The sequence below is a fragment of the Belnapia sp. AC561 genome (genome assembly GCF_979252845.1).
The window spans coordinates 1-13943 of record NZ_CEEDBP010000019.1 but is presented as its reverse complement, the minus strand read 5'-3'; the positions used below and the strand labels follow the sequence as shown (position 1 = coordinate 13943).

Below are 13943 nucleotides of genomic sequence, written 5' to 3'. Positions count from 1 at the left end.
GGAATGATGGACGATCCGAACGATGCCCTGCGGGAATTCCAGCGGGCGGAGGAGACCCGGCGCGCCGCGGCGGCCTGGCTGCAGGCCTTCGAGGCGGCGCTCGGGTCCCGGGATGCGGGGCGGATCGCCGCGCTGTTCCAGGCGGATGCCCATTGGCGGGACGTGCTCGCCTTCACCTGGAACTTCAGCGCCGCCGCCGGCCGGGACGAGATCGCCGCGCGCCTGGCGGCGGAACAGCCGCGGGTCGGCGCGCAGGGCTTCCACCTGCCGCCGGGACGCCGGGCGCCGCGCCGGGTGAAGCGCCTCGGCATCGACAGCATCGAGGCGCTCTTCGAATTCACCACCGCGGTGGGCCGCGGCGCCGGCATCATCCGCCTCTCGCCGGCGTCGAAGGATGGGGCGGAGACGGGCGGCGAGGCGATGCAGGCCTGGCTGCTCTCGACGACGCTCGACTCCCTGGCGGGGCATGAGGAGAAGATCGGCGCCAACCGGCCGACCGGCGCCGCCTATTCGCGCAATTTCGGCGGCGACAACTGGGCGGACATGCGCGCACGCGCCAGCGCCTATGCGGACCGCGACCCGGCGGTGCTGGTGATCGGCGCGGCGCAGGCGGGGCTCTCGATCGCCGCGCGGCTCAACCAGCTCGGCGTCGATACCCTGGTGGTCGAGCAATGGCCGCGGATCGGCGACAGCTGGCGGCGCCGCTACCATTCACTGGCGCTGCACAACTCCATCCACCTGAACCACCTGCCCTACATGGAATTCCCGCCGACCTGGCCGAAGTACATCCCGAAGGACATGCTGGGGAACTGGTTCGAATTCTATGCCGACGCCATGGAGATCAACTGCTGGACGGAGACCGAATTCGTCAGCGGCGCCTGGGACGAGGCGGCGCAATGCTGGACCGCGGTGGTCCGCCGCGGCGACGGCACCGAGCGGACATTGCGGCCGCGGCACCTGGTCTTCGCCAATGGGGTCAGCAGCTATCCGATGATCCCGGAGCTGCCGGGCCTGGCCGACTTCCAGGGCACGGTGATCCATTCCGAGGGCTTCGACAGCGGCGCCGACTGGACGGGGAAGCGGGCGCTCATCCTCGGCACCGGCAGCAGCGCCAACGACATCGCCCTCGACCTGCATAGCCATGGCGTGCAGACGACGCTGATCCAGCGCGGCTCGACCACCGTCGTCTCGATCGACCCGAGCGCCCGGCTGAACGAGGCGATCTGGGACGAGGGCGGGGCGCTGGCGGATTGCGACCTGATCGTCGCCTCGGCGACGCCGCCGCTGATCCTCAAGGGCTACAAGGCGGTGGCCAAGCGCATGGTCGAGCTCGACCGGGAGATCATCGACGGCCTCAAGCGCATCGGCTTCAAGCACGACATGGGGGAGGACGAGGCCGGCCACCAGATGAAGTATTTCCGCCGCGGCGGCGGCTACAACCTCGATGCCGGCAGCTCGGCGCTGATGATCAAGGGCGAGCTGGGCCTGCTGCCCTACGAGCGGATCGAGCGCTTCGCCGCCGAGGGCGCCCTGCTCAAGGACGGCACGGTGGTGCCGGCCGACCTCATCGTGCTGGCGACCGGCTACTTCCCGCAGCAGGAGCTGGTGCGGCGGGCGCTCGGCGAGGTGGTGGCGGCGCGGGTCGGCCAGGTCTGGGGGCTGAGCGCGACGGGCGAGCTGAACAACATGTACCGGCGCACGCCGCATCCGGGCATCTGGTTCATCGCCGGCGGGCTGGCGCAGTGCCGGATCAACTCGAAGTACCTGGCGCTGCAGATCAAGGCGACCGAGCTCGGGATGCTCGGCCCACTCTGAGCAGACTGGGCGCTCGCGCTCAGGCCTCGGGGCTGGCCGTGGGCTCGTTCAGCATGAAGGCGATCTTCTTCGCCAGCATGTCGATCGCGAAGGGCTTGGTCAGCATCTGCGTGCCGGCATCCAGCAGCGCGCCCTCGATGACGGCATTCTCCGCATAGCCGGTGATGAAGATGACCTTCAGATCCGGCCGCAGCATCCGCCCGGCATCCGCCACCTGCCGGCCGTTCATGCCGCCGGGCAGGCCGACATCGGTGATCAGCAGGCTGATCTGCTTCGCGGACCGCAGGATCTTCAGCCCGGAGGGGCCATCCTCGGCCTCGATGGCGGTATAGCCGAGGTCGCGCAGCACATCCGTCACCAGCATCCGCACGGTCGGCTCGTCGTCGATGACGAGCACCGTCTCGGCCTGCCGGGCGCGCTGCAGGACCGCCTCCTCCGCCGTGATGTCGCTCGGCTCCGCCTGGCCGTCATGCCGCGGCAGGTAGAGCTTCATCATGGTGCCGACGCCGACCTTGGAGACGATGCGCACCTGGCCGCCGGACTGCCGGGTGAAGCCGTAGATCATGCTGAGCCCGAGGCCGGTGCCGACGCCCAGCGGCTTGGTGGTGAAGAAGGGGTCGAAGGCGCGCTTGACCACCTCGGGCGGCATGCCGGTGCCGGTATCGGTGACCGACAGCAGCAGGTATTCGCCCTGCGGCAGGTCCCGGTCCCAGGCGGCTTCCCCGGCCAGGCTGATGTTCCGCGTCTCGATCGTCAGCCGGCCGCCATCGGGCATCGCGTCGCGCGCATTGATGCAGAGGTTGAGCAGGGCATTCTCGAGCTGGTTCGGATCGACCAGCGTGGTCCAGAGCTGGGGCTCCTCGGTGACCTGCAACTGGATCGCCGGGCCGACGGTGCGGCCGATCAGCTCCGCCATGCCGCGGATGAGCTGGTTGATGTTGACCGGCTTGGGGTCGAGCGTCTGGCGGCGGGAGAAGGCGAGCAGCCGGTGGGTCAGGGCGGCGGCCCGCTTGGCGGCGCCATGCGCGGCGACGACGTAGCGGTCCACGTCGGCCAGCCGGCCCTGGCCGATGCGGGTGCGGATCAGCTCCAGGCTGCCGGTGATGCCGGCGAGCAGGTTGTTGAAATCATGCGCGATGCCGCCGGTGAGCTGGCCGACGGCTTCCATCTTCTGCGACTGCCGCAGCGCATCCTCGGCCTGGCGCAGTGCCTCGGCCTGGGCCTTCTCGGCGGTGATGTCGCGGCCGACGCCGCTGAGCCGCTGGCTGCCGGGCTCCGGCGCCAGGGTCCAGGCGATCCAGCGCCAGCTCTCGTTGGCGGCCGCCAGGCGGCACTGGACCCGCGCCGGCTGGCTGGTCGCGCGCATATGCGCCAGCGCCGCGGCCGCCGCCTGGCGGTCCTCCGGATGGACCAGGTCGATGAAGCGGGTGCGCAGCAGGGCGGCCTCGTCATGGCCGAGCAGGCGGCGCCAGGAGGGGCTGACCCGCTGCAGGCAACCGTCGTATTCGGCGACGACCAGCAGGTCCTCGCTGAACTCCCAGAGCCGGTCGCGTTCCGCGGTGCGCAGCACGACCTGGGTTTCCAGCGTCTCGTTCAGGGTCCGCAGCGCCGCCTCGGTGCGCTTCGCCGCGGTGACGTCGTAGATCACGCCGACGAAGCGCAGGCCGGACCATTCCGCGTCGCGGAGGAATTCGCCGCGCCGCGTCAGCCAGCGCACCTCCCCGGTATCCGGGCGGGTGATCTCGAATTCAAGCTGCTCGGCCGGGCCCGGCTTGGGCTTCGCGGCGGGGTCGATGATCAGCGGATGCGGCGGCACGACCAGGGCATTCACCGTGGCCAGCGGCAGGTCGCGCGCCGGATGCAGCCCGAGCAGCCGGCAGAATTGCGGGGAGACGGACAGGGTGGCGAAGCCATCCACGTATTCGAAGGCGCCGACGCCGCCCGCCGTCTGGGCGATGCGGAGCTGTTCCTCGACCCGCTTCTGCTCGGTGATGTCGACCAGCGCGCCGACGAAGCGGGTCGGCTGCTCCTGCTCGTCCAGCTCGCAGCGGCCGCGGGCCTGGACCCAGCGCACCGGCCCATCGGCCAGCAGCAGGCGGAATTCCTTGGCGAAGACCTCCGCCCCCCGCAGCATGCCGCCGACGGCGAGCCGGATGCGGGCCTTGTCCTGCGGATGGATGGCGGAGAAGAAGACGGCGGTCTCGACGCCCTTCACCAGCGCGTCCGGGTCCAGGCCATAGAGCGTGGCGAAGCGCGCATCGCCGAACAGCTTCCGCTCCGCGATGCGCCAGTCCCAGCCCGCGGCGGTGCCGGACATGGCGAGCGTCGCCTGCAGCCGCAGGTTGGTCTCGTCCAGCCGGCGGTAGCGCTCGTCGAGCTGCGCCTGGAAGGAGACGGCGTGATAGGCGGCGGTGACGTCGCCGAGGGTCGCCAGGAAATAGGTCAGGCCGCCCGTCTCGCCCTGCACCGGCGTGATGCTGAGGGCATTCCAGAAGGGGGTGCCATCCTTGCGGTAGTTGAGGATCTGCGCCTCGACCGGGCGGCCCTGCCGCAGGGCATGGCGGATGCGGTCCACGGTCAGCCGGTCGGTTTCCGGCCCCTGGAGGAAGCGGCAATTGCGGCCGGCCGCCTCCTCCGCGGCATAGCCGGTGAGCTGGGTGAAGGCGGCATTGGTGAAGACGATGGGGTGGTCCGGGGCATCGGCGGCGACGACCACCATGGCGAGGCCGGAGCGTTCCAGCGCCATGAACATGGCCCCGGCCAGGGGCCGCAGGTCGTCGATGCCGATGGGCCGGGCTTCAGACGTCATTGCCAAGGTCGTCGTCCATGACGCGCGCGATGAAGTCCTGGATCAGCGCCCGCAAGGTCGCCAGCGAGGGCAGATCCATGATCACTGCGATATAGCCGCGGATCTCGCGGTCGAGCAGGGAAAAGTTGATGTAGAGGAACAGCACCAGGTCGTCCTGGCCAGACGCCGGGCCGGAGGCCGGGGAGGCCTGGAACAGCCGCTCGCCGTCGCCGCGGAGCACTTCCGGCAGGGACATGCTGAGGGGCTGGCGCAGCATGTTGGCCATGGTCGCCAGGCAGCCGTTGAGGATGACGTTGCCGGTCTCGGCCAGCGCCTCCTGCTCGATCTCGCCGAGCGCATCCTCCGGCATCTCCTCCCCCACCACGGCACGGACGAGCTGCAGGCTTTTCGCCTGGGGGAAGATCAGCATCGCCTGGCCGGAAAAGACGCCGGCGAAGCCCTGCCGCACGGCGATCAGGTCCTGGCCCTCGCGCTCCCCCACCAGGGCCGCGGCGACGCGCTGGCTGATGAGCTCGATCGAGGGGACCGAGAGCAGCACCTGCTCCCCGACCATCTTGCGCAGGCCGACGGCGGCGCGGCTGACGCCGATATTGACCAGTTCGGTCAGCGCATCCCGCTCGAGCTCGGTCAGCACCTCCTCGGTCGATGTCATGTCTGGCTGACCCGGAGGCGGAGCGCGGCGCCGGACAGGAAGCCGCGCAGCCCGTCCTCGGTCAGCGGCTTGGCGACGAAGGCGGCATTCACCGCCCGGGCGCGGGCGATGATCTCGTCCTGCACATTGGCGGTGATCAGCGCCAGCGGCATGGCCGGGCGCAGGGCGCGCAGGGCGGTGGCCAGTTCCAGTCCATCCATGCCGGGCATGTTGAAATCGAGCAGGGCGATATCGACCTGCCTGGCGGCGACGATCGCCAGGGCTTCCTCGGCATTGCCGGCTTCCAGCCTTTCCCAGTCCGGCTGCAGGGCCTTGATGGTCTTTCCGGCGACGAGACGGGCGAGTTTACTATCGTCAACGATCAGAATTACTACGCTCATCACACCAGCTCCGCCGCGCCCGTCCTGGCTCATGATGGGAAACCCAACCCTGGGGCAATCTCGCAACCGGCCAAATCACACTTTGGCGCGATGGCGTTGCTATTTTGCATCAAGTTGGCTTCGCTGCCGGGTTCTTTAGAAGTATGGGCAGGAGCCAACGGTTCACGAAAGGGTCATTGGCAGGTCCCGTCACCATGGGTTGCATGACCATCAGGACCTGTACCACCGCAGCATGCAACCCCGTGGCCGCCTGCAGGTTCACCGGCGGAGGCGGATCGGCCTGCAGCAGGCCCAGCAGGACCTCGGCATCCTCCACCGCGGAAGCGCCCCGCAGGTGGATGGTCCCGGCCTCCAGCACCACGCTCATCCGACCAGGGCCCCGCCGGCCGGCCCTGCCCCGGCCAGGTCCCTGGCGACCAGTTCCGGCACGTCCAGCACGACCAGCACCTGGCCATCGCCCAGCGGGGCCGCGCCGAGCAGGCCCGGCATGCCCGCCAGCAGCCCGCCCAGCGGCCGCAGCAGCACGTCCAGCCGCTCGGCGAAGCCATCCACCTCCAGCCCGGTCGGCTGCCCGTCGCAGTCAACGATGAGGACCTGGGCATGCCGGCCGCCGCGTGGCGCGGCCGGGCGGCGCAGCAGGGTGGCGAGCCGCAGCAGCGGGATGGTGCGGCCCTCCTGCACGAAGGCCTCGCCGTGGCGGACCGGCCGGATGCGGTCGCGCGGGATGCGCGTCGTCGCCAGCACGGCCTCGATCGGCACGCCGAAAGCCTCCTCGCCGAGCCGGATGGTCAGGACCGTGGTGACGACCACCGCCCTCGGCAGGGCGATTCGCACCTCCGCCCCCAGGCCGGGACGGCTGGCGAGGGTGACGCGGCCGCCCATGCCTTCCACCGCGCTCCGCACCGCATCCATCCCGACGCCGCGGCCGGAGATCTCGGTCACCGCGGCGGCGGTGGAGAAGCCGGGGGCGAAGACGAGGTTGGCCGCGGCCTCCTCGTCCAGGGCGTCGATCGCCGCATCCGGCAGGATCCGCCGCTGCTTCGCCGCCTGGCGGACGCGGGCGGCATCGACGCCGGCGCCGTCGTCGGCGACGAGGACCAGGATGCGGTCGCCCTCCCGCCGCGCCTCCAGCCGGATGCGCCCGGTGGCGGGCTTGCCGGCGGCGGTCCGGGCTGCGGCCGGCTCGATGCCATGGTCGATGGCATTGCGCAGGACATGCAGCAGCGGCTCGAACAGCCCGTCCACCAGGGACTTGTCCGCTTCCACCGCCTCGCCCTGGATATCGAGGTCGATGGTCTTGCCCAGCCGGGCGGCGGTCTCCCGCACCAGCCGGGGAAAGCGGCGGAAGCAGCGGGACAGCGGCGTCATCCGCAGGTTCATGACCGCCCGGTGCAGCCGGCGGATGACGCGTTCCAGCTCCGCCTCGCCGGGGGCCAGCGCCTTGCGCAGCGCCGGGTCCAGGGCGGCGGCCCGGGCCGTCGCCTGGGCCATGGCGTTGCGCGCGACGATCAGCTCGCCGGCGATGTCGAGCAGGCCGTCGATGCGGTCGGCATCGACCCGCAGGCTGCGGGAGGCCGCCTCGGCATCCGGCTCCGGCTTCGGCGGCGCGCCGGCCGGGGACGCGGCGGGGGCGGCGGGCACCTCCACCAGCGCGGCCTGGTCGGCGACGAAGCGCAGCGCCTGGCGCAGGGCATCGGCGGGGGCGGTGCTCAGCGCCTCGATCACCAGGTTGCAGGTGAAGGGCTCGATCTCCGCGGCGGTCCAGGGCTCGCGCAGGCCGAGGTGCAGCGCGGCCAGCCCCGGCAGGCTGCGCAGCAGGGCGATGGGGTCGTCGCCGAGGAAGAAGCAATCGGCGGCGGGCAGGAAGCGCAGGGCGGTGAGACCCCTGCCCTGCGCCCGCGCCTCGGCCACCGCGGCGGCCTCGCGCGCCAGCAAGGCGGGCAGCCAGGCGGCCGTCGCTGGGGCAGCGACTGCGGCGGCGGCGGAATCGATCCCCGGGTCCGCCCCCGGATCCGCCTCTGGAGCCGCCTCTGGGTCCAGCAGGCGGCGCAGGGCGGCTTCCAGCCGGGCGCCCTCCGCCTCGGCCGTCTCGGCCAGGGCGCCGGTGCGGGCGATGCCGCCGATCCAGCCCTCGCTGGCGTTCAGGCAGGCGAGCAGCGCATCGGTCAGCGGCCGCTCCAGCACCCGCCTCCCCTCCCGCACCGCGCCGAGCAGATCCTCGGCGGCATGCAGCACCCGGCCCATCGGGGCGAAGCCGAAGAGCGCGACCGAGCCCTTCAGCGTGTGGAAGGCCCGGAAGGCGCTTTCCAGCCGGGCCGCATCCGCCGGGTCGCGCTCGAGCGCGAGCAGGTCGTCGGCGGCCTGTTCCACCAGCTCCGGCGCCTCGATGAGGAATTGGTCGAGCAGCTCGTCCATCACGCCTCCGCCTCCAGGGGCCGCTGGTAGACGATGGCATCCTCGAAGCGGCGCAGGGCGAAGCGGTCCGAGATGCGGGCCATGGATTCGCTGTGGCCGAGGCAGATGAAGCCGCCGGGATTGAGCGCCTCCAGCAGGTGGCGCGAGGCGGCCAGGCGTGAGGCATCGTCGAAGTAGATCAGCACGTTGCGGCAGAAGATGACGTCGAAGCGGCCCTGCGCGGCGACGCTGGCCGCATCGACCAGGTTGGCCTGGGTGAATTTCACCGATTCCCGCAGGTCCTGGATGATGCGGCGGCGGCCGTCCCGCGCCGGCTCGAAATACTGCGACAGCACCTCGGGTCCGAGCCGGGCCAGCGCCCGCTCGCCGTAGTCGCCGGCCAGCGCGGCCGCCAGTGCCTGGGTGTCGATGTCGGAGCCGACGATCTCGATGTGATAGGCATCGACCAGCGGCCAGTTCTCCAGCAGCCAGAGCGCGATGGAATAGGGCTCGTCGCCGGTGGAGCAGGGCACCGACCAGATCCGCACCAAGTCGCCGGGGCCGCGGCGGGCCACGATCTCGGGCAGCAGCGACCGGCTGAGGCATTGGAGCTGGTGCAGCTCGCGGTAGAAATAGGTCTCGTTGACGGTGAAGCTGTTGATGAGCTGCTCGAGCTCCGGCCCGCCGGCGCGCAGCAGGGCCAGGTAGGCCGCGATGGTCGGCGTTGCCGTCGCCTCCATGCGCTGGATCAGGCGGCGCTCGACGTAGTAGCGCTTGCCCTCGCCATAGGCGATGCCGGTGCTGCGGTAGACGAGCTGGCAGAGCCGCTGCATGTCCTCGGCGCTGAGGATGGTGGCCATGGCCGGCGGCGCATCCGTCATGGCAGCCAGCCCAGCAGGGTCCCGGCGATGGAATCGAGCGGGACGATGGCCTCGGCGCCGCCGGCGCGGACCAGCTCGCCCGGCATGCCCCAGACCACGGCGGTCTCCTCGGCCTCGGCGATGGTGCGGCCGCCCTCGGCGCGCAGCCGGGTCATCGCCGCGGCGCCGTCATGGCCCATGCCCGTCATCATCACGCCGATCAGCCGGGGCGCGCCGAGATGCTGGAGCGCGCTGGTCACCAGCCGGTCCACGCTGGGGTGCCAGGGATAGTTCGGCAGGGAGGGCGCGGCCTGCACCACCGGCCCGCCGGGCCGCATGGCGACGACGATATCGGCATCGCCCCGGCCGATATAGACATGGCCGGGCAGCAGCGGCACCGGGCGGATGACTTCCTGGACCGTCAGCGCGCAGAGCCGGTCCAGCCGCCGCGCCAGCGGCCCGGTGAAGACCGCCGGCATGTGCTGGGCGACCAGGATGGGCCAGGGAAAATCCGCCGGCAGCGGCGAGAGCAGCGCATCCAGCGCCGGCGGGCCGCCGGTGGAGGTGCCGACCAGCACGACGCCGTCCGGCGGCGCGGCGGGCTGCGGGCGGGGGGCCGGCATGGGATCGGCCAGGCGGGAATCGGCCAGGCGGGGTTCAGCCACCCGGGGGTCGGCCGGCAAGGCGCCGCGCACGGGCGCGATGGCATGGCGCACCCGGTCGGCCAGCCGCAGCGAGCGGCGAAGCCGGGCCCGGGCGGCGGCGCGGACCTTGCGCACCAGCAGCGGCCCCAGCTCGTCGATCGCCAGGGAAATGGCGCCATCCGGCTTGGCGATGAAATCCACCGCGCCGAGCTGCATCGCCTCCAGCGTCACATTTGCCCCGGCCTCGGTCATGGCGGAGACCATGACCACCGGGCAGGGCCGCTCCAGCATGATGCGGTCGAGGCAGGCGAGCCCATCCATGCGCGGCATGTGGATGTCGAGGGTGATCACGTCGGGCCGGAATTCGGCGAGGCAGGCCAGCGCCTCCAGCCCATCCTTGGCGAAGGCCAGGGTGAAGTCGCCCTCGCCGGCGAAGACATTCGCCAGCAGCCGGCGCATCAGCGCCGAATCATCGACGACGAGAAGCTTGATCACGCGGGCGACACGGCCGGCGGCAGGTCCGCGGCGATGCTGGCGAGCAGGTCCCGCTCCGCCCGGTCGAGCAGCGCGCGGGGCTCGATCAGCAGGACCATGCGGCCATCCTCGGCCAGGGTGGCGATGCGGTCGAAGACCTGGGCGCCGGCATCGCCCAGCTCCGGGACCGGCTCGATCTCGCTGGCGGCGATGCTGCGCAGCTCGCTGGCGGAATCGACCGCGAAGCCGGCCTGCAGGCCGTCGATGGTGACGATGACGATGCGGCCGCGGATGCCGATGCCCGCAGCGGGGCCGGCGACCTCGAAGCGCCGGCGCTGGTCGATGACCGGCACCACCCGGCCACGCAGGTTCATCACCCCGAGCAGGAAGGCCGGCGCGCGGGGGATGCGGGTCAGGCTGGGGGGGCGGCGGACGACCTCGTCGACCATGGCGACGGGCAGGCCGTAATGCTCCTCGCCCAGGCGGAAGAGGACGAATTGCCCGGCTTCCCGCTGCGCCTCGGCGGCCTTGGCCTCGGTGGTCATCGCGCGCCCTTCCTGGTCTGCGCCGGCCGAGAGCCGGCTGGCAGTCGCCGGGTCGAAGAGGCTCTCGGTCGAGAGGATGGAGACGAGCTGCCGGCCGCCGTCGAGCCGGGCGATGGCCTCGATGCGGGCCTCGCCGGTGCCGCGGGTGAGCACCGCGGGCACCGGATCCACCGCCTCGCCGGGGACGCGGAGGATGGCCTGCAAGGCGTCCACCACCAGTCCGACGCGATGGCCGCCGGCGCGGCCGGCGCCAATGCGGGTGACGACGATCCGTGCCTCCCGCCGGTCCGGCGGCGGTGCCGGCAGGCCGAGCAAGGCCCGCAGCGAGACCAGCGGCAGCAGGCCGTCGCGGAAGGGCATGACCCCGGCCATGGCCGAATCGACGGCGGGCAGGCCGGTGACATCGGCCGGCATCCGGGCGACCTCGAGCACGCCGTCGAGCGGCAGGGCATAGTGCTGGCCGGCGAGGGTGACGCCGATCAGCGCCAGGGTATCGTCCCGGCCGGCCGCCGGACCGGCCATCGGTGCGGCGGCGCGGGGCGCGGCGGTGCGGCGCATCGCCCGGCTGAAATCCCGGGCGAGCAGGGCCGCGACCTCGACCTGCCGCTGGCCGGCGGCGGGCTCGAGGCCGGTGACCGCATCGACCAGCAGCCCGACCCGCTGGCCCTGCTGCAGGACGATGATGCGGGAGGCCGGGCTGGGCGCCGCCTGCGCCAGGCCCAGCAGCCCGGCCAGCGAGACCACCGGCAGGATGCCGCCGCGCAGGTTGAGGATGCCGAGCAGGCTGGCCGGGCCCTGCGGCAGCCGGGTGACCGGGCGCAGGCGGATGATCTCGGCGACCGCGGCGGCCGGCAGCGCCCATTGCTCCGCGGCGATGCGGAAGCACAGGACCTCGGCGGCCACCGTGGCGGAGGCGCCGGCCATCGCCTCAGCCATCCGCCCCGTTCAGCTCATCGGCGAGGCTGGCGATCTCCTCGATGGCGACGGCGAGGTCCTCGGTGCCGCGGGCCTGCTGCCGGGCGGCGGCGGCGGCCTCGATCGCGGCGCTGCCGGCTTCCTCGGCGGCGGTGGCGATCTGCTGCGTCCCGGCCAGGACTTCGCGGATGGAGGCGATGATCGTGCCGGCGCCGCCGCGCAGCTCCTCGGCGCCGCTGCGGAGGTCGGCGGTATCGGCGATGGCGGCGGCCAGGCGCAGCACGATCGCCCGGCTCTTGCTCATCTCGGTGCTGGAGGCGCCGGCGATCTGCAGCAGGTCGCGCTGCACGGCGGTGACCTGGTCCTCGATAAGGCGGACGACGTCCTTCATGCGGTCGGCATTCTCGGCCGAGTCCCGGGCGAGGTTGCGGATATCGGTCGAGACGGTGGCGAAGCCGCGCCCGGCCTCCCCGGCGCGGGCGGCTTCGACCGAGCCGCTGACCGCGAGCATGTTGGTCTGCACCGCGACGAGAGCGATGCGGTCGACGATCTTGCCGATGCGGCGGCCGGAGCCTTCGACCGAGGCGATCAGGGCGCCGACCGCATCGGCGTCGCGCAGGGCGGCCTCGATGCTGCCGTTGAGCTGGGCGACCGCGTCGCGGCCCTGGACCAGCAGTGGCTCGACCTTCGCCATGCGTTCGCCGGCGCCGGTCGCGGCGGCATTGGTGGATTTCGCGGCGGCCTCGATCTGGGCCATGGCCGTGGTCGAATCCTGGGTGGTGCCGGCCTGGACCTGGGCGCCGCGGCTGACCTGGTCGATGGCGACCATGATCTCGCCGGCGGCGCTGGAGAGTTCCTGCACCGTTGCCGAAAGCTCCTCGGCGGCGGAGGCGATATGCTCGATGCGGGAGGCGCTGGCGGTGCCGGACTGCATCTCGCCGGCGAGCCCGGCCAGGGCCTGGGCGGCCTGCTGGCTCTGATCGAGGGCGGTGCGCTGCTGCTGCACGGCGCGCTGCGCCTCGGCCGCGGCGGAGGCCTGCTGCTCGGCGGCGCTGGCCACCTTCTCGGCGCTGCGCTGGGCCTCGCGGGCACCGGCATCGGCCTCGACCGCGGCGAGCAGGACAGCCTGGGCGACCTCGGTGATGACGTCCATCTCGCGGCGGACGGTCTCCAGCGTGGAGATCACGCCGCGGCCGTTGAGTGCATCCGCCTGGGCCTGGGAGGCCATGGATTTGATTCGCGCGGCGATCGCCAGGACCCCGTCACGGATGGCATTGGTGATGCCCTGGACCTCGCCGGCGCTGCGCTCGGAGGTCTCGGCGAAGGCGCGGACCTCATCGGCGACGACGGCGAAGCCGCGCCCCTGGTCGCCGGCACGGGCGGCCTCGATGGCGGCATTGAGGGCGAGGAGATTGGTCTGGTCGGCGATGTCGCCGATGGTGGTGGTGATCTCGTCGATATTGCCGACCTGGCGCTCGAGGGTGGTGACGACCTCGACCGAGCGGATCTGGCGGGCGGCATTGTCCTGGAACCAGGTGATGGAGGCGTCGATCTCGACGCCGACCTCGGTCAGCAGGGTCTGCAGCGCATCGGCCTTGCGGCGGGACTGGTCGGCGCGGCCGCGGGCCTGGGAGAAGGCGGCGACGAGGCTGTCGATGGCGGCCTGCGACTGCTGCGAGGCACCGGCGGTCTCCTCCGCTGCGGCGGCGATCTGTTCGAGCGCCTGGCGGAGCTGCTCCGCTGCGGCACCGGCCTCGGTGATGCCGGCGGCCAGTTCTTCGGTCGCGCTGCCGATGCGTTCGGCGGCCTTTTCCCGGCGGGCGCGGGCGCGGTCCTGGGTCCGGCGCTGGGCGAGATTGGCTTTGGGTTCGGCTGGCGCGGCGGGTTTGGCCGAGGATGCGGCCCCGAGACGGGCGATGTCGGCGGTCTTGACCAAAGCCATTGCAATCTCCGCGGCGGGTACGGAGGCGTAGCATGGGCAGCCTGGGCGCGCATCCTGTGGCGCGTTTTTGGTAATATGCGGGTGGAGTGGAATTGAATGTGCCCCCGAGGCTCGGGCCGTCGGGGGTTGGTTTAGGTTTCGGATGTATTGAGGGAGATGCGGGGACCCGCAACCGACGATGCCAATACGTTACGGTGTCCATCTAATCACGGGGCACCGTCGACCCCTGTGGGTTGGGGCCGACAGTTCGAATCCCTTTCCCTGCAGCGGTAGGAACTGGGGAACGAAATTCTCTGCGGCGTCGGCCGCGCTACAAACTTCTTCAACAGCCTGTTAGGCGATCCGACGGCGTCAGCGCGGCCGGGCCGCGGGGCGCGACTGACCCACCAGACCGCAGATTCCGGCACCCGCCGATAGCCGCAGACGCCAATGCACGCTAGTGTCCTGATCGCAAAGTTCCTACGATCACATGGCTGATCGTAGGAGGCGGTGGTGGGCAAGCCTGCGGTGTCG

General features: G+C 71.8%; 10 protein-coding genes. 1 reads left to right on the top strand and 9 read right to left on the bottom strand.

Annotated features, from left to right (window positions below):
• Positions 1-3: 3 nt before the first annotated feature.
• Positions 4-1815, top strand: coding sequence for a flavin-containing monooxygenase (locus AC0IW9_RS16370; protein WP_471649346.1), 1812 nt, complete (start codon positions 4-6; stop codon positions 1813-1815).
• 19 nt (positions 1816-1834) lie between these two features.
• Here the strand turns inward: AC0IW9_RS16370 and AC0IW9_RS16365 are convergent, their stop codons facing one another.
• From AC0IW9_RS16365 to AC0IW9_RS16325, 9 genes are all read right to left on the bottom strand, one after another.
• Positions 1835-4624 carry a PAS domain-containing protein gene (locus AC0IW9_RS16365; protein ID WP_471649345.1) on the bottom strand — a complete coding sequence of 930 codons (2790 nt, stop codon included), beginning with the start codon at positions 4622-4624 and terminating at the stop codon, positions 1835-1837.
• Positions 4614-5276 (bottom strand): chemotaxis protein CheX, encoded by a 663-nt coding sequence (locus AC0IW9_RS16360; protein ID WP_471649344.1) that lies wholly within the window; start codon positions 5274-5276, stop codon positions 4614-4616. Before AC0IW9_RS16360 ends, AC0IW9_RS16365 begins: the two co-directional genes overlap by 11 nt.
• Positions 5273-5656, bottom strand: coding sequence for a response regulator transcription factor (locus AC0IW9_RS16355; RefSeq protein ID WP_471649343.1), 384 nt, complete (start codon positions 5654-5656; stop codon positions 5273-5275). The genes AC0IW9_RS16360 and AC0IW9_RS16355 overlap by 4 nt, the downstream gene beginning before the upstream one ends.
• A gap of 109 nt (positions 5657-5765) precedes the next feature.
• Positions 5766-6023: a hypothetical protein gene (locus tag AC0IW9_RS16350; protein WP_471649342.1), complete on the bottom strand. Its 258-nt coding sequence runs from the start codon at positions 6021-6023 to the stop codon at positions 5766-5768.
• Complete coding sequence (locus AC0IW9_RS16345) at positions 6020-8071, bottom strand: chemotaxis protein CheA (RefSeq protein WP_471649341.1); 2052 nt, start codon at positions 8069-8071, stop codon at positions 6020-6022. Before AC0IW9_RS16345 ends, AC0IW9_RS16350 begins: the two co-directional genes overlap by 4 nt.
• A complete protein-coding gene (locus tag AC0IW9_RS16340; RefSeq protein ID WP_471649340.1) occupies positions 8071-8931 on the bottom strand; it encodes a CheR family methyltransferase in 861 nt (286 codons plus the stop codon). The genes AC0IW9_RS16345 and AC0IW9_RS16340 overlap by 1 nt, the downstream gene beginning before the upstream one ends.
• A complete protein-coding gene (cheB, locus tag AC0IW9_RS16335; protein ID WP_471649339.1) occupies positions 8928-10049 on the bottom strand; it encodes a chemotaxis-specific protein-glutamate methyltransferase CheB in 1122 nt (373 codons plus the stop codon). The genes AC0IW9_RS16340 and cheB overlap by 4 nt, the downstream gene beginning before the upstream one ends.
• A complete protein-coding gene (locus AC0IW9_RS16330) occupies positions 10046-11509 on the bottom strand; it encodes a chemotaxis protein CheW (protein ID WP_471649338.1) in 1464 nt (487 codons plus the stop codon). Before AC0IW9_RS16330 ends, cheB begins: the two co-directional genes overlap by 4 nt.
• Positions 11502-13430 carry a methyl-accepting chemotaxis protein gene (locus AC0IW9_RS16325; protein WP_471649337.1) on the bottom strand — a complete coding sequence of 643 codons (1929 nt, stop codon included), beginning with the start codon at positions 13428-13430 and terminating at the stop codon, positions 11502-11504. The genes AC0IW9_RS16330 and AC0IW9_RS16325 overlap by 8 nt, the downstream gene beginning before the upstream one ends.
• Between the last annotated feature and the right edge of the window lie 513 nt (positions 13431-13943).